18 protein-coding genes are annotated in these 21,880 nt (G+C 46.2%); 1 reads left to right on the forward strand and 17 read right to left on the reverse strand.

Going from position 1 to position 21,880, the window contains the following annotated elements; all coding sequences use genetic code 11:
* Positions 1 to 134 precede the first annotated feature (134 nt).
* Positions 135 to 332, forward strand: coding sequence for a hypothetical protein (locus tag EGI32_RS08090; RefSeq protein WP_255154884.1), 198 nt, complete (start codon positions 135 to 137; stop codon positions 330 to 332).
* 275 nt (positions 333 to 607) lie between these two features.
* On the opposite strand, the gene EGI32_RS08095 is transcribed toward EGI32_RS08090, so the two are convergent.
* The 17 genes from EGI32_RS08095 to EGI32_RS08175 form a co-directional block, all read right to left on the reverse strand.
* A complete protein-coding gene (locus EGI32_RS08095; protein ID WP_255154885.1) occupies positions 608 to 2,059 on the reverse strand; it encodes a hypothetical protein in 1,452 nt (483 codons plus the stop codon).
* The gene (locus tag EGI32_RS08100) at positions 2,050 to 3,045 is read right to left on the reverse strand and encodes a pepsin/retropepsin-like aspartic protease family protein (protein ID WP_255154886.1); all 996 of its coding nucleotides are present in this window, start codon (positions 3,043 to 3,045) and stop codon (positions 2,050 to 2,052) included. The genes EGI32_RS08095 and EGI32_RS08100 overlap by 10 nt, the downstream gene beginning before the upstream one ends.
* A 13-nt stretch (positions 3,046 to 3,058) precedes the next feature.
* Positions 3,059 to 3,745: a hypothetical protein gene (locus EGI32_RS08105; RefSeq protein ID WP_255154887.1), complete on the reverse strand. Its 687-nt coding sequence runs from the start codon at positions 3,743 to 3,745 to the stop codon at positions 3,059 to 3,061.
* 1 nt (position 3,746) lies between these two features.
* On the reverse strand, positions 3,747 to 4,259 hold the full coding sequence (locus tag EGI32_RS08110) for an RNA polymerase sigma factor (RefSeq protein ID WP_255154888.1): 513 nt from the start codon (positions 4,257 to 4,259) through the stop codon (positions 3,747 to 3,749).
* A 336-nt stretch (positions 4,260 to 4,595) separates the two neighbouring features.
* Positions 4,596 to 5,213 (reverse strand): response regulator transcription factor, encoded by a 618-nt coding sequence (locus EGI32_RS08115; protein ID WP_255154889.1) that lies wholly within the window; start codon positions 5,211 to 5,213, stop codon positions 4,596 to 4,598.
* On the reverse strand, positions 5,210 to 7,168 hold the full coding sequence (locus EGI32_RS08120; RefSeq protein ID WP_255154890.1) for a sensor histidine kinase: 1,959 nt from the start codon (positions 7,166 to 7,168) through the stop codon (positions 5,210 to 5,212). Before EGI32_RS08120 ends, EGI32_RS08115 begins: the two co-directional genes overlap by 4 nt.
* Positions 7,169 to 7,478: 310 nt before the next feature.
* A complete protein-coding gene (locus EGI32_RS08125) occupies positions 7,479 to 8,477 on the reverse strand; it encodes a T9SS type A sorting domain-containing protein (RefSeq protein WP_255154891.1) in 999 nt (332 codons plus the stop codon).
* Between the two features lie 46 nt (positions 8,478 to 8,523).
* On the reverse strand, positions 8,524 to 9,252 hold the full coding sequence (locus EGI32_RS08130) for a hypothetical protein (RefSeq protein WP_255154892.1): 729 nt from the start codon (positions 9,250 to 9,252) through the stop codon (positions 8,524 to 8,526).
* A 366-nt stretch (positions 9,253 to 9,618) separates the two neighbouring features.
* A complete protein-coding gene (rbsK, locus tag EGI32_RS08135; RefSeq protein ID WP_255154893.1) occupies positions 9,619 to 10,554 on the reverse strand; it encodes a ribokinase in 936 nt (311 codons plus the stop codon).
* A 120-nt stretch (positions 10,555 to 10,674) separates the two neighbouring features.
* Complete coding sequence (locus EGI32_RS08140) at positions 10,675 to 12,237, reverse strand: citrate lyase subunit alpha (protein WP_255154894.1); 1,563 nt, start codon at positions 12,235 to 12,237, stop codon at positions 10,675 to 10,677.
* Between the two features lie 161 nt (positions 12,238 to 12,398).
* Entirely contained in the window at positions 12,399 to 13,595 is a 1,197-nt protein-coding gene (locus EGI32_RS08145) for an aldolase/citrate lyase family protein (RefSeq protein WP_255154895.1), read from the reverse strand.
* Between the two features lie 27 nt (positions 13,596 to 13,622).
* A complete protein-coding gene (locus EGI32_RS08150) occupies positions 13,623 to 15,128 on the reverse strand; it encodes a DASS family sodium-coupled anion symporter (protein ID WP_255154896.1) in 1,506 nt (501 codons plus the stop codon).
* A 166-nt stretch (positions 15,129 to 15,294) separates the two neighbouring features.
* Complete coding sequence (locus EGI32_RS08155) at positions 15,295 to 16,065, reverse strand: DUF4595 domain-containing protein (protein WP_255154897.1); 771 nt, start codon at positions 16,063 to 16,065, stop codon at positions 15,295 to 15,297.
* Between the two features lie 29 nt (positions 16,066 to 16,094).
* On the reverse strand, positions 16,095 to 17,099 hold the full coding sequence (locus tag EGI32_RS08160) for a GRP family sugar transporter (RefSeq protein ID WP_255154898.1): 1,005 nt from the start codon (positions 17,097 to 17,099) through the stop codon (positions 16,095 to 16,097).
* Between the two features lie 34 nt (positions 17,100 to 17,133).
* Entirely contained in the window at positions 17,134 to 18,693 is a 1,560-nt protein-coding gene (locus EGI32_RS08165; protein ID WP_255154899.1) for an alpha/beta hydrolase-fold protein, read from the reverse strand.
* Positions 18,694 to 18,700: 7 nt separating this feature from the next.
* A complete protein-coding gene (locus EGI32_RS08170; protein ID WP_255154900.1) occupies positions 18,701 to 20,305 on the reverse strand; it encodes an alpha/beta hydrolase-fold protein in 1,605 nt (534 codons plus the stop codon).
* 6 nt (positions 20,306 to 20,311) lie between these two features.
* Entirely contained in the window at positions 20,312 to 21,880 is a 1,569-nt protein-coding gene (locus tag EGI32_RS08175) for an ADP-ribosylglycohydrolase family protein (protein WP_255154901.1), read from the reverse strand.

The following is a 21,880-nucleotide window of genomic DNA, read 5'->3' on the forward strand; positions in this document are numbered from 1 at the left end:
ACAGCTTAATTAGCTACGACCACCCCACAAGGTGGTCTTTTTTTACCCGTTATCCGCCGAAAAACAATAGAACATGTGGAAATATATTCCGGCAGCAAATTTGCATTACCTGTTGTAAATCAAAAAGCGACAGCATGTCTACAGAAAAAAACGAACAGAAAAAAAACGAAACTGATTCCACGATAAAGCCCGAACCGGAAACCCTGCACACTACTGATCCGCAGGAAGAAATGAAAGGGCCCATCTCTTCACTGATGCAGAATACGAAAGAAGCATTTGAAAATGATGAAACAAAGGAAGAAGCGGATGAGAAGAAGGAGAAGGATATGTAAGATGTATGATCTATGATGTATGATCTATGATGTATGATCTATGGCAACTTCGGGTTTACGGCACTTTTAGTAAAGCTAATTTTGTTTCACTCGTAAGAATCCAGATCAGAAATATTACATCATGGATCACCTGCCGTATATACCAATTATACCGCAACAGAAGGTTTCCCGCAGACCTTCTCATACATAATAGAAAAAAGAGCATTCTTCTGTAGAAAGTCCCACTCAATGAGTTTCTGTGGTCGGTGGTCAGCCGTCCGTAGTCTACCATCGTTTTATTCCACCCACAATATCGAATTCCCCGTGTTAAATTCATTCTGCTCCCAGAACTCATTCCCCGGGTCTATCACCCAGTTGCCATCAATGATGTATTTATAAAGATGTTTGCCTTTTGAAAGATGCAGTTTCAATACCCAGTCATCGCCGTCTTTGGTGAGCTTGTAGGCATTCGGCGACCAGCTGTTGAAATCACCCGACACAAAAACGGTCTTCGCGTTTCCATGGTTCTTCAGCCGGAAAGTGTAGTTAGGATCGAGTACAAAAATATCCCCGGGATCATTTCCGGAAAGCTCATTCCCTTTCGAATCTATCCACGTACCATCTACAATAAATTTATACTCATAATTACCTGCTCCCAGCACATACGGTATCTGCCAGCCGGTCGGCGTCTTCGTCATTTCCAATTCAAAACTGCGAAAGTCGTTGAACGATCCGGCCAGGAACACTTTTTTAGCATCCGGCAATCCGTTGATCTGGAATATGATCGGTCTGCCTATGCTGATCACAGAATTGAATTCGCCGAATTCATTCGGAAAACGTTTCGGATTTACCGGATCCACGATCCATTTATTATTGATCATGAAACGGTAAGTATAAGTACCCGTATCCAGGAACACCGGTAGTTCCCATCCTGTAGCGGTTTTGGTCATCCGCAGGCGGTCGCTTTTCCAGTTGCTGAAACTGCCCGCAACAAATACTTTTTTTGAAGTTGTATAACCATCCAGTTTAAACAACGTGTTGGTGAAATACCAGACGGAATTCGTATTTCCCTCGCCATCATTTTCTGTGGTGGCATTATCCGGATCGGTGATCCAGTTGCCATCCACTATAAATTTGTACAGGTATTTTCCGGGAGACAATTTTACCTGCAGGCTCCAGCCGCTATCGGTTTTTTCCATGGGCAAGGCACCGGTTTCCCAATTGGTGAAACTACCGGCCAGTCTCACTTTTCCAGCCTGGGGGCTACGCCTCAGCATGAACGTGGCGATGGAGTCTTTTATGGTAAAAGGAAGATCGTTCCTGAAAGAATTTATCCCGATCTTATCTCCCATCAACACCGGTGTAGCCGTAGGATTGAAATACACCCCCAGCCCTGCAATGCGGATAAGCTCCGCGGGGTCGCCCACATTTTCTGCTGCGCCAAAAGGTTTGCTGAGTATCACCGTTTCATGGTTCGAGGAATCTATTCTCCAGCCATGTTTTATGATCGAATCCTTGAAATTTTCCCGAAGGAGCCTCGGCAATGCCAGTTCGGCAAGGTCGTATTGATCTATGAATTCCTGCAGGCTCGCTTCCGGCAGTTTTTTGCCCAGCACAATCTGCATACCGCCTTTGCTGATCACATATTTTTTTGCCGTAGGCTGGGCGTGCAACGGACTTGCCACCAGCATACATAGCATTAATGTGACAGCCCGCAGGATCTGATATATGTGCCGGCTTATTTCCATAAATACATTTTATACGTTGTAAAGTTAAACCCAATTTTCTGCACCGAAAGCTCGTTGATCCCCAACACGCCGTCCACGCAGCCTCCGAAGGCAAAACATGTTTTTTCAAGATTGGTGATCAGTACGGGCAGGTCGCTGATATTGCGGGTACCGATCCTGAAAAGCCCGAGACTACCTTTTACCGCTTCCACTTTTTTGTTACCCACACCCACCAGCGATACCCTGCCGGTGATCGACAGGTTTTCGAAAACCTTTTCCGGGAGCCGGCTATCCAATACGTTTGTTTCAGCCGCACAATCAATAACAAATCGTACTTTTTTACCCTCCATCGTTGTTTTTACAATGATGCGGTTGTCTGTCAGTTCAAACGGAACGGTGTGATAGGTAGAAGTATCTGCCAATAGCGGGTTTTGATATTTACGTGCCTGCTTGCCGCCCATGATGTGAAAAAACATGAGGTTTTGCTGATAATCTATGATCAGTTCGCACTCTTTCAAAAAATGCATGCCCACAAGGCCCAGCACTTTTACTCCTTTGCTGTTTTCTATATTACCGAGGTTGGCGAGGTCACCCATCACATTGTGCTCGGTGATGCCGCCAAAATGAAAATCTTTGATGCTTACCTGCTGCCTTCCCGTTGATGCGCCCGTCATTCCTACACTTTCGTCCGAAGACGATTCGATCACCACAGGATAATTACGGAAGTACGTGATGTTGAGCACGAGCCCGGGGCAGCCGGTATCGAGGATGAAATTGCCTTCGGTAGAATCCGCTTTGGCTTTTATCAGCAACAAATTACCCGCCCGGCTGAAGGGAATGCTGAAAGAAGAAGAGTCTGCCGAAAAAATTACCCCGGGAAAACAGATCGACTTCAGCGATGCGTGCGGTGGCTCTTTTGTTTTTGCTCCAGCCGCTAAACCTGTCATGCACAACAGCAAGATCATCCAGGCAGGAGCAATGAAATGGTATTTTTTGCAGCAAAGCATTGATGCCGCTAAGCTACTGTTTTTTATCATTTCCGGTAGCAACAACTTCCTCGTATTCCTTCAATTGCGCCAGCATCTCCATAGATCGCATCAGCGGCGCCCATTCCCTGTCGTTGAACAAAATGCGGAACCATTTTTTATCCCTGTTTTCAAACCTGATATTAAAAAATAACCAGCCTGCGGCAAAAGTGAAAATAGCCGTGCAGGCGCCATTGATGAGGTAATACAGCAAGCCACTGTTTTGCATGCAATAACTAGTGATGTAAAATGTGGTCCAGAGCGGCAACTGCAGTATCAGGATCTTTGCCACCCAAAGGCTGGAAGCAGTAAGGCTTGTGAGTGTTTTTTGTGTTGTCAGCACAGGTTCACCGATATCTACCCTGCTGATCAATATTACCTGGTAAATATAGATCGCGATCGCTATTGCCGTGATCAACACCTGCAGCGCTGCTGAGAAGAAAAAGAAAAGGCTGATCCTGTCAAACGCATGAATGGCAAGGCTGGAAAGGATGATGGTGCCTGCCAATACCCACAATATCCCCACGATCGTGGCAAACAATTTTACAGGGCGCATGGAAGTCAAGGCAGACTTTGTTTTCAGCTTAAGTATTTCCACCGCGTTCTTTTTATTCAGGGTGATGCTTTCTTCCAGCCGGCTATCGTAGTTTTTCCAGAGTTGTATGATATCTATATTTTCCATGTTATTTTTCTTTGAGTTGTAAAAATTTTTGCTGCAACGCAGCCTTGATCCTGCTGACCTTTGTGGCCACATTGGTTTCGGTGATCCCGGTGATCACCGAAATCTCGCGGTAGCTTTTTTCTTCGAGATAAAGCAGCATGAGGGCTTTGTCTATTTCTTTCAGGCCCTGGATGAACTGCTGCAGGATACTGAGATGGGCCTCCTTTTCGCCGATATCATCCAGCGCCGTGAAATTCATTTCACCTTCGGTGATGGGTAAAGAAATTTTATCCCTTACCCTTGTTTTCCTGTAAAATGAAATGGCGGTATTCAATGCGATGCGGTATATCCAGGTAGAATGCCGGTAAGTATCGTCATACTTATCGAACGACCTCCAGAGTTGGATGAATATTTCCTGGATAAGGTCTTTGCGGTCTTCGGGAACTTTGCAGTAAGAATGCGCAATCTTGTACAATATGCCTTTGTGCCGCTCCATCACATCCAGGAACCGGGTTGATCTGTCTTCCGTTGTCATTGATAATAATAGCGTGCAGATCGTTTGGCCTGCTGTTTTACTAAATTAATAAAAGTGTGGTTGCTTTATTAATTATTCGCAGAAGGGGAGGGAAAATCACAGAAATGGCGTTTTTTTTAAAAGGTGCATGGCGGCGAGTGGCAGGGGGTGGGTTTCCTGATCGTTCATGGAGATCGAAGCGAAACTTTACCGCAGAGAACATGAGTGGCCAGCGTTTACGCAGAGAAGCTTGCATACAAGCTATGCATAAAACGCTGCTTTCTTTTTTCTCTGCGGTAAAAGATCGCGTCATTTTACGCAAACGATCAACCAACCTACGTTCAGTAACCCACAATTTTAAATTAATTCCAGCTGAGCCGCTTTTCTCACCAGCGAAGCAATATTCTTGCTTTCAAACTTGAGCAGCAGGTTCTTGCGATGGGTGTCTACCGTATTTACGCTGATAAAAAGCTGGCGGGATATCTCAATATTCGTTTTGCCTTCGGCTATCAGCAGCAGTATTTCTTTTTCGCGGCGTGTGAGTAATATGCCCGAAGCTTCCGGTTTGCGCAATGTCTGCGAAACCTCATCGCTCAGGTAATTTTTTCCATTGTTCACGGTAATGATGGCTTCGAGCAACTCTTCCTTACCGGCATTTTTTATCACATACCCGGAAGCGCCGTTGTTCATCATCTTTTCTATGTAACTGAACTGGTTGAAAGTACTCAATCCGAGGATCATCACCCGGGGATATTTTTCTTTTATTTCTTTGCAAAGGTCTATGCCGCTTATATCGGGCAGGTTGATGTCCATGAGGATTACATCAGGCTGGTGCTGTTTCAAAAATGCCCTGCACGAACTGCCGTTGGTGGCATGCCCGCTCCACTCGATATCCTTTTCGTTCTGCAGCAGCGAACGGATGCCTTCCACCACCATGTAATGATCATCCACGATGAATACGCTTACTTTTTTCATGGTTTTATTTCTATTAATACCGATGTTCCTTGTCCGGGCTGGCTTTGCACATCTATTTTTCCTTTCAAAAATTCCACACGGTTACGGATGTTCGTCCAGCCTATCCCTTTTGCCTGCTTCACCAAATTACTATCAAATCCTTTACCATCATCTTCCACGGTTATTGAAATGATGTCATTGGTTCTGGTAACCTGCACCAACGCTGTGGTTGCGGCGGCATGCCGGATGGCATTGTTCACCAGCTCCTGCACGATCCTGTATATACTTACCGCTACCAGTTCGTCGGTAGTATTTTCTTCCAGCCCTATTGACTGGTAGTTCACTTTGAGCGCTCCCGATTGGTTGATGTCGTTGCAAAAATCTTTCAAAGCCGTATCCAGTCCAAATTTCACCAGGGCTTCCGGCATCATGTTGTGCGCCACCCTGCGCATTTCTTTGATGGAGCTGTCGAGCATATCGATGCTCCGTTCAAAAGCCTGCGCATTTCCGGGGGTCATCACCAGGTTTCCCTTCATGGTGTTGAGCGAGTATTTGATACCGCTCAGCATTCCCCCAAGCCCATCGTGCAGGTCTTTGGCCAGCCGGCTCCGTTCCTGCTCTTCTCCTTTGAGTACGGCTTCCGTAGCGGTAAGCTGCTGCTGTGTTTCCAGTTCATTGATGCGTTGCTGCTGAAATTTCTGCCGCTGGCGGTAATTGCGGTAAAAAAGTGAAGCCAGTACTACTATCACCAATGCACCTCCCAAAAGGATATAATTATAAATATCTTTTTGCTTCAGCTCGGCCTTCTGCAGTTTCAGCTGGTTATCCTTTTTCTCTGTTTCATACTTTTTCTCCAGGTCAAGCGCAAATTCCTTCCGGTCGTTGGCCTGTATGGAATCTTTGAGGTCGGAATATTTCCAGGTGTAATCATTCGCCTCCCTGAATTTTTCCATTTGCTCATAAATCACGCTCAGCAACCCGTACCCTTCCTGCATGAACCCTTTGAAGTTGCCGTCCTCCGCCATCTTCACCGCCTGCAGCGTTACCGCTTCGGCCTCAGGATATTTTTTAATGAGGTTGTAAATATGCCCGATCTGTATCTTCGGCTCCACCATATTCCACGGCGATTTATTCTCCCTGGCATGTTCGTAGGCCTTTTCATAATATTTTATCGCGGTATCATACTGCTTCAGTTGCTGAAACGTTACCCCCGATAAGGTATAATAAGTTTGTGTAAGTGCAAACGGATAATCGTTCGAAAGATAAAGCCGGGCAGTGTCGAGGTTCTTCTTCGCCGCATCAAAATTTTCTACTTCGAGGTAGTAATGTACCCGGTAGAGATATCCTGCAAACAAACTTTTGGGTGCTTTTGACCCTTTTGCCGCTGCCAGCGCTTTTGTGGAATATTCATCCTGCTTGGCCGGCAACTTCATTTGCTGGTAGATGGCGGCAATGTTGGTATAAGACACCGTCATATCCGAAAGCCCGGCTTCTTCCTGCATGGCGATACCTTTGAGGAAATAGCTTACCGCGGTATCATACCGGTCAACAGACCTGAAATTATTTCCAAGATCGTTGTACGCCTGCCCGAGTTCTTTTTTATGGACAGGCAATGTTTGTTGTTTTTCCAGATATCCTATCGCCTCCCGAAGAATGGTAAGTTCGGTTTTGTAGTCACTTGTGCGATGGTAAGGCATGGCATCATTGCGCAGCGCCATTCCGGCAAAATAATACAGCTTTTTTTTCAGCGCATAATCTGCCGCCGATCTGTAAAGGTCATGTGCTTTTTTCAGATCCAGCGGTTCGGTATATTTTGCCAGGTGGATCATTGCCCGGGCACGGGCCGTATCGGCAAGGTCTTTTTTGAGCAAGGTGGCAACACTATCCACAAGCGGTTGTTGCGCCAGGCTGATTGCATAACCACAAAGGAATGCAGACAAAAATAAAAGTCTTTTGAAGTTGCCGGTCTTTTGCATAAACAAAGAAAGTAATTGTTTCGTTTATACCCATCCCCTTTTTCGATGATTTTTATTGGGGACGAGAAAAGATAAAAGCCGGGAAGAACGGGAAGAAAACAAGATATTTCCCGCTCTTTAATTGATATTTTTTTCCGCTCCTTCCGCTCTTCACGTTCTTCCGGGCGTGTATTTTGGATCGATGAAACGGCGCTGATACCATCAAAATGATATAGAGTAAATGCTGCTTAAAAATGATCACGCGGACTACACAGACCATTGTTTATAACAATCTGCGTAATCCGCGTAGCCATTAAAAACCTGCGTTAGTTTATTGCAGCAATACTTTCCAGCTTGTTGAGAATGTTTCGCTCTTACAGAAAATGATATAAACACCTTTGCTGAATTTAGCCAGGTCGAGTGTAAGTAAAGAGCCATTGAAAGCTGCCGTCTTCACTGTTTTTCCGGAAGCATCACTTACCGTTACCACCGCATTTTTCAATACCCCGTTGAGTACTTTCAACGTAGCGATACCATGCACCGGGTTGGGCGATAAGCTCATTTCGGGTTGCGGAGCACAAGCCAATCTCACAGAAGTAATCTCGCTGTACTTTATAGCGCCCGAAGCATCACTTATTTTAAGACGGTAATAAACCACACCTGCCGATGGATGCTCATCCATAAACAGGTATGTTGAGTTGCCGTTAACAGCAGGTATCCTGTTGCCGATAGTATGCCAGTCGATAGTATTGACAGAAGTTTCTACTGTAAAACTTTCCCGGCCGGAACCCGCTTCCGCAGCCCAGTTCACCGCCACATTACAATCCTGCGTGGCCGTCGCTTTCAGCGAAGTGAGGCCGATGGGTAATGTGTTGGTACCGTTGGTGGCTGTTATTTGCCCTAATGTAACTGATGTAAGTCCGGCTTTGGAAACGTAATAAGTACCTGCGCTGCCGGTGGCACTGCCGGTAGTAGTGGTAAATACACCTCCCGCAACTGCAGGGTTGTAAGCGATCTGCAGCAACAATTCCGAATTGCCATTGAGCTCGGAAGCGATGTATTTTATCGCGGCGGTGCCGCTGAAAGCGAAGGGTGCTGTAAACGTATGCACCTGCAAAATGCTGGCCCCTGCAGACACTCCCGGTACAGGTGTGGCAGAGCGGGTGATGGCCTGGTTGGTCAATGTAAGATTGGCGGAAGGTGTCAACACCAGGTTATTGATGTTGAGCGGTGTTCCTGCAACCACTGTAAGGCCGCTGCCCTGTACTGCAAACTGCGCAAAGGCAGAAGATGCGTACAGGCATATTATCAGGATGAGATATTTTTTCATACAATAATTTTTAGTGGATAATAATGATGGCTCTAAAAGCTATTGATCAATATCCCTGCAATATTGCTGAATATATAACATAAGGTTCCTGGTTGCTTTGTGTGAAGCGATAAGATAATACGTCACCCGGAACTACCGACACGGTATGCGCCGCATCCATTACTACTGCTGTAGAGCCAACGGCCGACGCGATAGTAATGCTGACTGTAATGGCAGTAGCCACCCCGTTTTTATAAAGTGTGAGCGTGGTAGTATTGGCTGCGCCGCCGCCGCCATTTGGCACTACCCTTCCTGCCAGAATGAGTTTATTGAACGTAAGGGTTTTGGGAACCACATAACACGTAGCGGGAGTAAAGGTGGTTGCCGACGTATTTGCTTCTGCCAGTACTACGGTGGAAGAATAAGGCGAGGTAAAATATGGGCCAAGCCTTGGAGTGGTCGCGTTATAAGGGCCCACGATCACTGCTTCGAGGTTGGTAGAATCTTTGGTAGCTGCTCCCGACGCGGTTGCTACTGCTACCCATGCGGAGCCATTGTAGTAATAAAAACCCGGTGTGTTGTCGGTCTGGTAAATAAGCAACCCAGTTGCCGGGGATGCCGGCCTGTTGGCCAATCCCATTCTCGGGATGAGCAATCCTTTGCTGGAAGAAACGATATCCAGCATAGCTGAATTATCCGGCGTGGTGGCGCCCAGAGATGCCTGGGCACTTACTGTTGAAGTACCGAACATGGCAAGGCAGAATAGCGCAATGGCTACGGAGTAGAAATTTTTCATTTAGATTGATTTTTAATTGTTATCGAAGTTAAGCCGAAATGCTTTATCAAGTAAATTTAATATATATAATATAGCGGCAACGCTCCCGCTGTAGATGAATGATGCATAAAAAAGCTCCGTAAGAATACGGAGCTGTGGTTTATTCACCAGATTGCACTGCTAAAAACGATGGTTATATATTCCCTGTATACTATTAAATTATAAGATATTTAATATAACCCATGTCTGCAAGAAGCAGCCGGGAAGGCCTTCGGGATGGCATGTTACTTAATTTGCTGCGAGCCACAGTTTTTCAAAGGCTAATTAAATTTTCCTCCGGATATCGCCTTCGACAAGCCGGGGCTTACAATTCCAAAAAATACCTTCTTACAATAGCAGGCCGGATTTTTTAGTATTCTCTATCTCTTCTGCAATTTCATTTCTGTAAGGAATAGAGGCCTGTGCGCCCATTTTAGTTACTGAAATGGAAGCGGCCTGCACGGCAAATTTTATAGCGCTGTCCCAATCCATTTCTTCTGTAACGGCCACGGCCAGCGCCCCGCTGAAAGTATCGCCTGCTGCCGTAGTATCTTTTGCATGTACAACGGGGGCATCTATTTTTAATCGCTGGTCCTGGTTTTGAAAATAAGCTCCATGTTTTCCTAAGGTGATGATCACGTTTTGTACGCCTTTGGTTAAAAATATGGCTGCTGCTTCCGCTGCGGACGCCTCATCTGTTACCGTAACACCGCTCAGTAAGGACGCTTCCGTTTCGTTTGGGGTGATCAGGAATAAACCGTTGAGGAGTTCGTCGCTGAGTTTTTGTGCGGGCGCCGGATTTATGATCACTTTCTGATTATTTGCTTTAGCCTTTTTTGCCACCGCTTCAATGGTAGCCACCGGTGTTTCCAACTGCATTAAAATTATTTCGGCCTCGTGCAGAAATTCTACCGCAACGATATCTGCCGGCAACAAATAAGAATTGGCGCCGGGCGCCACTACGATACAGTTTTCGCCTTCTTCATTCACCATGATCAGGGCGGTGCCAGAAGGCACGTTTTCATCGACAAAAACAAAATCCGTATTGATATTTTCTTTCTGAAGATTCAGGGTCGTTTCCTGGCCAAAAATATCGTTGCCCACTTTTGCTACCAATGTTACTTCGCCGCCCAGCCTTGCGGCTGCCACAGCCTGGTTGGCGCCTTTACCCCCGGCATACATGAAGAACGTTCCTCCCAGTAAAGTTTCGCCGGGCAAAGGAAGCGATTTGGCTTTTACCACCATATCTGTGTTGGCGCTTCCTACTACGATTATTTTTTTCATCTGTTTTCTTTTTAAAAATTATTGTATACGCCTTTATCAGGGGCAATTATTTGGGCAGTTATTTACCGGTACTTACAAATTACATCTCCTGTTTTTTTAATGCAACCGGTAAGCAACTATTTACTCTTTAATTTTTCGCACCGCATCCAGTATCGTTCCATCTACCCATTTTACCACTGCAACGATCTCTTCTTCAAATTCAATACTGGCGGGGATACCACAGATCTTTTCCGCTTCTTCTTTTAATTCCTGTATCGTGCGCAGCGGAAGACCGCTGTTCTTAACTTTCTCCAGCAAATCGGTGCGTAAAGGGTTGATGGCAATTCCTCGTTCGGTTACGATCACATCGATCAGTTCGCCGGGGCCGCATAACGTGGTCACTTCATCACGTATCACGGGTATGCGGTTGCGAAATAACGGTACCGGAAGTATGGTGCATTTCGCAAACAGGCAATTTTGCCACCCGCCGATACCGTGCAACAACAACCCGTCTGAATGGGTTACCACGTTTGCGTTAAAATGCAGGTCCACTTCCGTAGCGCCCAGGATCACCACATCCAGCAGCTGTGCAAAATTTCCTTTACCGTGATAATTATAACTGGTAAAGGGAGATGTGGCGACATGGCGGGGATTGGTACGCATCGATTCCACACCATCCAGATCAAAAGTCTGCCCGTCGAGAATATATTCCACCAGGTTTTCGTTCAACATCTGAACGAGGTATTTATTACTGCCCCCTCTTGCGAAGCGTGCCTTCATCCCTTTTTTGCGGAGCATTTCGGAAAAATATATTCCTATCGATAATGCGGTACCACCTGCTCCCGCCTGAAAGGAGAATCCATCCTGAATGATGCCGGCATGATCGCAAAATTTAGCCGTCATTTCTGCCAGCAATAACCTATCAGGGCTTTTGGTCACTTCTGTAGTGCCCGAAACAATCTTTTCCCTGATGCCCAGTTTGTCTGTTTTTACTACATAGTCAATATAATTTCCCTGTATCTGCCATGGAAGGCATGGGAATGGGACCAGGTTATCGGTAACGACGATCGACTTTTTTGCATATTGCGAATCGCCCAGCGCAAATCCCAGAGAGCCACAGGCCGAAGGACCCGTTAATCCGTTGGCATTACCAAAAAAATCTGCGGCAGGCGCTGCAATCACAGCAATATCGATATGCACTTCGCCATCCTGTATGGCCTGATACCTGCCGCCATGAGAGCGTAGTACGCCGGTACCTTTCATTTTACCCTGCGAAGTGAAACGCCCCAGCATACCATTCATACTTCCTTCTATGCGGTTGATGGTGCCATCTTCCAGGTATTTCACCAAAGGTGCATGGCATTCAAAAGAGGCAGAGGGAAACCATACCAGGTCACGGATCCCAAGTTCGGCGGCAATATCAAATATCTGCTGCGATACAAGGTCGCCGTTGCGAAGGTGATGATGGGTGGAAATGGTATCGCCGTTTTTCAATCCTGCCTTCATCAGCGCCTCTTTCAAAGAAGGCTGTAATTTATTTCCATCAGCCGGAAAATCAACGCAGCTGGAAACAGGTGGGCCATATTTATTACCGGCAGGGCGATGCATACCAATTCCCTTGTAGGGTATCGCGGGTACACCGTTTACCGACGCAGGGACCATTCTCCCCGCTGCATTTTTAATAAGTTCTGTATCCTTCAACATAGTTATTTAAGAATTACGTGCTTTGCTATTACAATGTAAAATCCGCTTTGGAAACCGTCTTCGACAAGCTCAGACTGACAGCTTTCTGTCATGTTGAGCTTGTCGAAACATAGACAGAAAGCGGCTTTTACTCATGCTCATTTTCTTAATAGCACAATACATTATAAATTGATCTTACCCATCCTGCCAGCCAGTTCAATAACCCGGCGAGCCCTTTTTACAACAGGCGCATCTATCATCTTATTGCCGATGGCAAATACTGCATGTCCTTTTTCAACAGCCTCATCAAACGCTTTTATGATAGTCAATGCAGTTTCTACTTCGTGTTCCTGCGGGGCGAAACATTCGTGCACCACTTTGATCTGGCGAGGATGGATGCAGCCCATCCCATCGAAGCCCATCGCCCTGGACCGCAGCGCATTTTCCCGTAAAGCTTCCAGGTCGGCCACATCGGAGAATATCGAATCTATTGCCTGTATTCCGGCAGCCTTACATGCGTTGACCAGTTGCGAGCGGGCATAAAAGGATTCGTTTCCTTCCTTTGTGCGTGTTACGCCGATGTCAGCCGTATAATCTTCCAGCCCTATTGCGATAGCAGCCACATTATCTGCAGCTGTAGCTATTTCAAATGTTTTAATTACCCCCATGGCACTTTCAATGATCGGCATCAGCCATACCGGATGCTCATGCCCGTGGGCTTTTTGCACCTGCCGGATCCGCTCATTTACCTGGTGTACCTGTTCAGCGCTTTCACACTTCGGCAACATCACCATATTTACATGATGCGGGATGATATGATCCAGGTCGTTCAGCCCCATGGGTAACTGGTTGATGCGCACCATCCTTTCGGCACCCATAAAGGCCAGGCTACGTAAAGTATTCCTGACCAAAAAACGGGCTTCCTCTTTTTTGGCAGGAGCCACAGCATCTTCCAGGTCGAGGATGATGGCATCCGGCTGATGTGCGCCGGCGTTGATCATCAAACCCGGCGTATTGCCCGGGATAAATAAACGGGATGTCCTGAATTTCTCCTTGCTGGTAGGCTGTTCATTTTCCGGGAGCAGGGGGGTAAGAAATGCCTTATCGGTATGAACCAATTGTTTGATGGCTGCTTCCAGGCGGGCGGCGATCACAAAATCCAGCGCCCCCTTATCCTCTATTTTTACCAATGCATTCTTTATATCAAAACAGGCAAGCACTTCGTGGCACAGGCTTGTAATAGCTGGCCCGTATAAAGCTTTCACTTTACTTTCAAGTTCTATCCGGATGCCTGCAGCAGAGGTAAGTTCAATGAATACAAAACAATCCGATCTTACTTTTTCTCCCTTATTACCTGCAGTAGCTATTTGTATCTCCATAAAGTATACTATTGATGATGCAATGTTTTATGCCGGAACAATTTCGGCCACTTTACGGGCCCATTCCGGCAAGGATGTTTCGAGCCCCAGTAATGGAATTACAATGAGGTAAAGTATGATGGTGACGAGCACAAGGCTGATCAGGTTGAGCCAAACGCCGCACTTGATCATTTCTTTTACCGATACCCTTCCGCTACCCAGTATGACCGTGTTGGGCCCTGTACCGGCGGGCATCATAAAACCAAGCGATGAGGCAATGGTAGCCGGGATCATTAAAAGCAGCGGATTGAAACTTGCTGCTACAGCCATACTGGCCATAACAGGCAGCATGATGTTGGCCGTGGCCGTATTGGAATTGAACTCTGTAAAAAGCATTACAAAGGCGATAACCAGTATCAGCACGATCAAAAAAGGAAAGGTGCTGATGAAGGCAAGGTGATGGCCGAGCCAGTCTGCAAGGCCGGTATCCTGGAAGCCTGCTGCAATGGCATACCCACCACCTACGATGATCACTACTCCCCATGGCACCTGGCTGGCAGATTTCCAATCGAGCAGGCGAGTTTCCTTATTTGCGGGAAGAATAAAAAGTAACATGGCTGCGGCAATCGATACGGTACTGTCGTGTACATAATCCTGAAGGCCCAGCAGCGAACTCCAGCCCGGTATGGTAAAGCTACCCAGTATCATGTCTTCCCTGAACACCCAGCCAATGATGGCGATAAGGCATACGAATATCACCCTCTTTTCGCCCGGGGTTGTTTTGCCCAGTGCCTTTAATTCATCGGCGATGATCGTCTCGCTGTTGCTGAGGTTGCCACTGACTTTAAAATAACGGATAAGGTAATAAGCGAACACCGGGAGAAATACTACCAGTATAGGAAGCCCTATCTTCAGCCAGGTCATGAAAGTGATGGGGGGAGCGGCAGGAAAAAGCTTTTCGAGTATCCCGATCAGGATCAGGTTGGTAGGCGACCCTATGAGCGTTCCCAATCCACCGATGGTGGCCGAATAGGCGATGCCCAGCATGAGCGCCGTTCCAAAAGTACCTTTGCCTTCGTGGCCCGTTTCTTCTTTGGCAATGATCGATAAAGCAATAGGAAACATCATGACCGCGGCCGTAACATTCGCGATCCACATGGAAAGAAATGCTGTTGCGATCATCATGCTTATAATGATCTTCTGCCGGCTGATGCCGAAAAAAGTTATAATTACAAGCGCAATACGTTTATGCAGGTTTTGAGATTCGATTGCCTTGGCGATAAAAAATCCGCCCAGCATCATCAGTACATAATTGTGGCCGTAATTGGCGGCAGTTTTATCCGCCGGAAGTACTTCCAAAATTGGGTACAGCACCAGCGGTAAAAAAGCGGTTGCAAATACAGGAACTGCTTCGGTCACCCACCAGATACTCATCAGCATCACTACAGCAGCTACACTTTTGGCCTGGAAGTTCATACCAACGGGCGCAGGAAGCACCATGATGATAATGAACACCAGAATGCCGGTCAGTAAGCCTATATATTTTTTTGACATAATAATTTATTCGCAGCTGGTTTAGATGTATGATCTATGATGTGAGATGTATGATGTGTGATGTGTGATGTGTGATGTATGATATCTTTCGGTCTGAAGTTTTTCCCGTTACAGGAAAGTCGTTTAAGCCTGAAGACATCATACATCTTACATCATAGATCATACATTAATAAGCGTATGTGCTGATCTCTTTAGATCCGTCAAACAAAGTTTTGGTGACCTTTACAGGCCTGTTCTTTGCATCAAATTCGTAAGACATCGTGCTTGTTTTGGTAACGATGGGGTTTTCCCTCGGATCCCAGTAAGTAAGGGAGCTGACAATTTTTTTGCTGGCTTTACCAAACAATTTTGCCAAAGGCTTGGTATTGTTATCCACCATGTTGGTTTGCTGGATCTCGTTTACGTTATCGCCGGGAGAAAAAGAAAATTCTTTAATAGTGCTTGCTACTCCCGCGTCAGTATATTTTGTATGTTTTACCGTATTGCCATTCTGGATAACAGCCTGCATTTTCAAATGGTTTACTCCATCCCAGAATTCGTTTATTTTGATCAGGTAACCGTTGGCATCATATTCATACGATGCATATTCGGTGCCGGCATCGTTCCAGTATTCTTTCGAAACATAGCCCTGCGCATTCAGGTCGTAGTTGGTAGGAGTGCCATTGGTAACAATTTTCAATTTACCTGGGGTAGACCAGTCGTACACGATGGTTTTATCAAGCGTTCCGTTCCAGTCATTGATGATCTGGCTTACTCTCTTGTTGGCATCGTAGGTAAAGGTGTAGCTGTCGGTACCATCTGTATACACTACACCTAAGGTTTTAACGGGAGATGCTTCCACTACGACTTCACCGCCGGCGTTGTCATCTTTTTTACATGAACCCATGGTAGCCGCTAACAGCAGGCTGAGAACCGGAATTGCAAAGAACTTTTTCATAATCGATTTTTTGTGTTTTTAAATAAATTTTAATTTCCTCCTGATGTAATTATTAAACTAAGCCCTGCAACAAAAAGCAGGAACATAAGAAGCAACATTGTATTCACTTTGGGCGAAGCTCCTTTGAATTCTTTCCAGATGAATACGCCCCAAAGTGCTGCCACCATGGTAGCGCCCTGCCCTAACCCATAAGATATTGCGGCACCGGCTTTTCCGGCAGCTACAAAACTTAAAATAGTACCAAGGCCCCAGATCATCCCGCCGGCCACCCCTACCAGGTGCGTTCCCGCACTTCCTTTGAAATAATCTGCATACGAAACCGGCGTACCTACAAAAGGTTTTTTCATGAGGATGGTATTGAACAGGAAATTGCTGGCCAATACGCCGATAGAAAAAATGAAGAATGCACTGTAAGGCGTAGCCATACCAGGCGTAGGTGATTCAAAATTGTTGATATCCATAGCCGCGGCTACAAACCGATAAAAGAAAGACATCAATACGCCGGCCACCAAAGCCAGCCAGATGCCTTTGGAAGAAGACTTTTTTTCGCCCGATGACATTTTCCCTGATGCCATACCATTCAATATGATCGCTATCACAATGAGCGCCACGCCAATGAACAGCATCACCGGGTTGCCTTTTGGGGCGCTGATGTAATTAACGATCACCCCCAGCACCAATGCCACGCCTACGCCCAGCGGGAAGGCTACGGCCATGCCCGAAATGGAGATCGATGCGGATAAAAGTATATTGGAGGCGTTGAAAATAATCCCTCCGATAATGGCACTCAGGATACCTGCAGAACTTACCTGCATCAGGTCTTCCACAAAGCCACGGCCCTGTGTTCCATGATTGCCGAGGGTAAGGCCCACCAGCAAAGAGAGCAGCACCATTCCTATTACGTAATCCCAATAAAATAATTCAAAGCGCCAGGTTTTTGCGGCGAGCTTTTGCGTGTTTCCCCACGATCCCCAGCATAACATGGTGATGATGGTAAAAACGACAGCGATCGAATAACTGCTTACGATATACATAATTTAGTTTTTGGTTTTTAAATTCTGGTTAATATTAGCGGTGTATCTTCTTTACGGTAAATTGAAATATCTCGGTCAGGAGCGGGGTCATATCCGCCGTTGTCCCGGGCGTTTCACCTACCCGGTATTCATGGTATATTTCTTTCCTTTTAAAAAGCATGTGCAGGTCCCCGTTTACGTGGCTATTCGCACTTTTATCAGTAGTGCTGAAAAAATACCAGGTGCGTTCCAATGATTTCCGGGTAATGTCGCTGGCTTGTTTTTGAAATATTCCCATATCAAATGAAGCATCTATCGTAGCGCAGGAAGTGAATTGCTCTGTTTTTAAAGCATATGGAAGCGCCTGCCCGCCATTGCCATATAGTAACAACGAGCGGAAACGAAACCCCGGCCTCGCCCTGTACTTTTCTTCCATTTCTTTAACGATCTTTTCCTGCAGGCTGTCCTGGTTTGGCGGCAAAAAGACCATTAAAAAAGGCGCCAGCTGATTGCCCGCCATTTGCGCATGGGCAAGCGTGGCCATTTCTTTGCGGCGTGTGCCGGGAATATCCCCCAGCACATACATCACCGGGTAGCGCCTGTTACCTGCGGAATATTCCGGGGGAAAATAAATGTCATATTCCCTTGTGCCGATCGTAACTTTTTTAAGCAGCTCATTCGTTAAGAGCGCAGTTGTAGCCGCTTTAGGTTTCACATCTCCCCTGTAAGGTTTTTGCTGAAATTTGTCGCTGATGAACCGGAGCCCGTTTGTAAGCGATTGGCGCCAGTAAGAAAATTCATGGCCACCGTTCCTCACCCTGTATTCATGCGGGATATTTTTTTGTGTAAGCAGCTGGTGCAATACCTCGTTGCTATACGCTAAGGTTTCTTCATCATCCCCGTTGTCGATATAAATTGCCAGGTCTTTCCATGGTTGTTTGTCCTGCAGCTCCACCATTGGCAGCGGACTGTTCTGTTGGTAGTAAGTTGTAATACGGTCCTTGCCCTTTGCACCGGGTGCGCCAAACAGCCGCCCCCATTGATCATCCCATCCATTACTATCCTCTTCCATATATTGATCATCGGTGCGGATCGAAATACTCATCGGCACACAGGCGGAAAACAGTTCGGGATGTTTTAAAGGCAACACCAATGCACCAAACCCACCCATGGAATAGCCCACCGTTGCACGGCTTTTCTTATCGGCAATGGTCTTATATACACTGTCGATAAACGGTATCAGTTCTTTCACAAACATATCCTGGTAAAGAAACGTGCCGGCATAATCGTTCACATAATAGCTCCTGTAGCCCTGCGGCATCACATAGATCATGGGTACGATCTCTTTATCCTTTACTGCCTTACCGGCAACCTGGCTTATCTCCCCGTATTCGAGCCACGAAGATTCATTGTCGCCGAGGCCATGCAAGAGGTACACTACCGGATAACGTTTATTGCTTTTCTGATACCCTTCAGGCAGTACCACCGAATATTTCACTTCCTGCTTCAATATTTTGCTGTACATACTCAGGCTTTCGAAAATACGCAGGTCCTGCGCTTCGCAATAAGCAATGGAGAAGGCAATGAAGGCAAGCAAAAGAATTATTTTTTTCATGTTCGTATTATCGCTTATTTAATTGGGTTGTGAGGTAACCGGTTGCAGCATCCAATCCATTTACAAACGATTGAAACGATGGGCTGCCCTGGCGTACACGGTATTCATGCTCTATAGATCTTGCTTTGGCATCCACGTAAAGCGAAAAATTTCCTTTGTACGAAATGGTATTATCCGTGGCATCTATGTAATAAAAAACACTGGTTTCAGTGGTTGCTGTTGCGGGAACGGTTGCGTCAAAAAGAAAACATGCGGCTACCTGTTGTTTACAATCCGGCATGAGCGCCCATGCATTGCTGCCACCGCTGCCACTGCCCGTTAGTACACGTCCCTGCCGGCCGGGAACAGTACGGTAATTTGTTTTGATATGATCTATTATCTGCGTCATCGCCGCGGCGCTGATAGAGCCGGCATTGTTGGAAATTTCAACAATCACCGCCGGAGGTATCTTGCCGCTTTCCATCCGGTTGTTGAGCATAGAGATCGTCTTGATCGCCTGCTCGTTTCGCGAAGCGCTTGCTGCATCGTTGATATAAAATATTACCGGGAATATATTGGTAGTGGTAGCATAGGTTGCCGGGGTAAAAATGCCCACCTGTATGCCCGCAGCCGGAACGGTTTCGAGCTTGTATTTTTCTGCTGCTATGAGCGTTCCAACGGCTACGGGGTCCGGCTCAGCAGGATATGCCGCACCCTCGAAGCTTTTACTGATGTAACGCAGGCCTTCAGGAATGGCTTTGTACCAGTAGTCGAAGCTGTGCCCGCCATTTCCTGAGCGGTATTCGTGCTTAAAATTTTTATCCCTGAGCAGGTTGTGCAATGCGCCCGTGGTAATAGAAAGCGATTCTTCATCATCGCCGCACGCAAGCATCAGCTTGAGGTTGGCAAATCCGGAAAGATCGTTTTGATTGAAAAAATAAAAAGGGCTGTTCTGCTGAAAATAACCCGTGAGCCTTGCCGCACCTGAAACGCCCGAGCCGCCAAAAATAGGCGCCCATTGTACGTTGAAGCTATTTTGCGTTTCGGCTATATATTGTGCATCCGTGCGGAAAGACATACTGAGAGGCACACTGACGCTAAAAACAGTCGGATTTTTTGCCGGCAAGATAAGCGCTCCATACCCGCCCATCGAATAGCCCATTACGGCGCGCTGCGAAGCATCTTTTTTGGTACGGTAGATCCGGTCTATTTCAGGTACCAGTTCGTTGGTGAACATATCCATGTACCTGTACGCGCCATTATAATTATTTACGTAATAGGAATTGTATCCATCGGGCATCACGTAGATCATGGGTTCCACACCGGCCGTATTATCAGCAAAATATTGAATGTTGCCTGCCTTTGACCATGCGGTATAGGTATCGCCAAATCCATGCAGCAAATAAACAACGGGATAGGATTTGCCGGAAGTCTTATAATCCTGCGGCAGCAAAACCGTATACTTTACCGGCTGCCCGAAGACCTGGCTTTGTACCGATTCGCCTTCTACGAGGCGTACAAACGGAACGGTTACCGGCGGCATCAGGTCTTTGTCTTTTTTACAACCGGCAAGGATAATTACAAAAGCTATTGCCGGTAAATAAAACATTATTTTTTTAAAGATATTTTTCATGTCAGCTTATGATTTAGGGTTGAATTTCACAGGTGCTTTATCGGCATATATCACAATCGATTTCATGTACAGGCTAAACTCCGGGTGTTTGTTTGCCCATACTATCTGTACATGATGTTTGCCTTGTTCCAATAAATATTTATGGTAGATGTCGTATTTCCGGATAATGTAATCGTATGGCATGCGTATCTGTTCGGTCTTTTTACCATCTACATAAATATCCAGCAGGGCTACATAATCGCTTTTGGCTACGCCGCAATTGCTTTTTACATTTCCCAGCACCACGATGCCGTTGCCGGTAAAATCGATCTCAATATTCTTATCGGTAAATTCCTGGCGCAGGTACCTTTCTTCGGTGGGGAACATTCCCTCAAAAGATTGCTCAAACCGCACCGTGGCAGGTTTCTGCAACCTGATCCTCACACTGTCTTTCTCTATTTTTCCGCCGTTTTTTCCGATCAGTTCCAACGCATGTTTATAAGTAAGGCCATACACCTGGTTGAGAGAGATATCCATGTAAGGATATTTGAGGTCTTCCGCTTCTTCCAACGCCGGCTTCCAGTAAGCGGGAATATTGGAGTAGCCGATCATCACCCCTAAAATACCGGCGGCAGTGGCGGGGTTGCAATCAGAATCCTGGCCACAACGGGTGGCGATATCCATCGTTTTAAAAAAATCTTTTTCGCCGTACAACAAGCCAATGATGACATAGGTGGCATTCAGGCTGGCATCTATATTAAATGAATTGTAAACGCCTTCCGGGCAACCTTTTTCGGAGGTATGTTTTTTCTCTACTTCAAACCATGTTTTTTTCCAGTCGTCGGGATATTGTTTGTGCCATTTGATCACATCATCGATCATTTTGTAAAAATTGCTTTGCGCCGGAATTACTTTCAACGCTTCGCTGATCACAAAATCCATGTCATCGGAAGTGTATGCAAGCGTATACAATGCGGATGTAAAAACGCCGCCATACCAGCCATCGCCGTAATTCATGATATGCCCGATGCGGTCGCAAAATTCAGTGGCGGTATTGGTCATGCCGGGTGCCATGATGCCGGCAAAATCAGCTTCGATCTGAAAATCGATGTCATCCGCATGTGGATTGTTTTTCCAATGTCCGGAAGCCGGAGGCATGATACCGTTGAGGATATTGTAGCGGGCCGCCTGGTTGGCATGCCATAGTTTGTAATCTTCATGGGCAAATGCTACCGCAAACGAATCTGCAGGCGCATTCAATCCAAGCTTTTCTAAAATATTTACAAAAGTTAGATCGAGGTAAACGTCATCATAAAGGCCGGGATCCGCGGCAAATGTTTCTTTAATATAATGGTCGTGCCACACCATGTTCTGGTATTCCTGGATCATCGTTCCTTTAAAACGGAATTCGGTAGGGCCGCCAAATGTAACGCCGATGGTCTGCCCGGCCCAGCCACCCCTTATCTTGTCTTTTAATACCTCTTTTGAAATGCTGATCTCACGGTCATAAAAACCAGTCTCCGTTTTTTTGGTATTACAACCATTTACAAAAAACAGCGAAGCAATTACAGCGATATGGCAAATTATTTTTCTCAT

The sequence above is a fragment of the Ferruginibacter sp. HRS2-29 genome (genome assembly GCF_024343615.1).
In the GTDB taxonomy this organism is placed as follows: Bacteria; Bacteroidota; Bacteroidia; order Chitinophagales; family Chitinophagaceae; genus Ferruginibacter.

Bases quoted from the DNA above. Each gene is read 5' to 3' on its own strand.
- EGI32_RS08090 (WP_255154884.1), top strand. From the start codon at position 135: ATGTCTACAGAAAAAAACGAACAGAAAAAAAACGAAACTGATTCCACG.
- EGI32_RS08095 (WP_255154885.1), bottom strand. From the start codon at position 2,059: ATGGAAATAAGCCGGCACATATATCAGATCCTGCGGGCTGTCACATTA.
- EGI32_RS08100 (WP_255154886.1), bottom strand. From the start codon at position 3,045: ATGCTTTGCTGCAAAAAATACCATTTCATTGCTCCTGCCTGGATGATC.
- EGI32_RS08105 (WP_255154887.1), bottom strand. From the start codon at position 3,745: ATGGAAAATATAGATATCATACAACTCTGGAAAAACTACGATAGCCGG.
- EGI32_RS08110 (WP_255154888.1), bottom strand. From the start codon at position 4,259: ATGACAACGGAAGACAGATCAACCCGGTTCCTGGATGTGATGGAGCGG.
- EGI32_RS08115 (WP_255154889.1), bottom strand. From the start codon at position 5,213: ATGAAAAAAGTAAGCGTATTCATCGTGGATGATCATTACATGGTGGTG.
- EGI32_RS08120 (WP_255154890.1), bottom strand. From the start codon at position 7,168: ATGCAAAAGACCGGCAACTTCAAAAGACTTTTATTTTTGTCTGCATTC.
- EGI32_RS08125 (WP_255154891.1), bottom strand. From the start codon at position 8,477: ATGAAAAAATATCTCATCCTGATAATATGCCTGTACGCATCTTCTGCC.
- EGI32_RS08130 (WP_255154892.1), bottom strand. From the start codon at position 9,252: ATGAAAAATTTCTACTCCGTAGCCATTGCGCTATTCTGCCTTGCCATG.
- rbsK (WP_255154893.1), bottom strand. From the start codon at position 10,554: ATGAAAAAAATAATCGTAGTAGGAAGCGCCAACACAGATATGGTGGTA.
- EGI32_RS08140 (WP_255154894.1), bottom strand. From the start codon at position 12,237: ATGTTGAAGGATACAGAACTTATTAAAAATGCAGCGGGGAGAATGGTC.
- EGI32_RS08145 (WP_255154895.1), bottom strand. From the start codon at position 13,595: ATGGAGATACAAATAGCTACTGCAGGTAATAAGGGAGAAAAAGTAAGA.
- EGI32_RS08150 (WP_255154896.1), bottom strand. From the start codon at position 15,128: ATGTCAAAAAAATATATAGGCTTACTGACCGGCATTCTGGTGTTCATT.
- EGI32_RS08155 (WP_255154897.1), bottom strand. From the start codon at position 16,065: ATGAAAAAGTTCTTTGCAATTCCGGTTCTCAGCCTGCTGTTAGCGGCT.
- EGI32_RS08160 (WP_255154898.1), bottom strand. From the start codon at position 17,099: ATGTATATCGTAAGCAGTTATTCGATCGCTGTCGTTTTTACCATCATC.
- EGI32_RS08165 (WP_255154899.1), bottom strand. From the start codon at position 18,693: ATGAAAAAAATAATTCTTTTGCTTGCCTTCATTGCCTTCTCCATTGCT.
- EGI32_RS08170 (WP_255154900.1), bottom strand. From the start codon at position 20,305: ATGAAAAATATCTTTAAAAAAATAATGTTTTATTTACCGGCAATAGCT.
- EGI32_RS08175 (WP_255154901.1), bottom strand. From the start codon at position 21,880: ATGAGAAAAATAATTTGCCATATCGCTGTAATTGCTTCGCTGTTTTTT.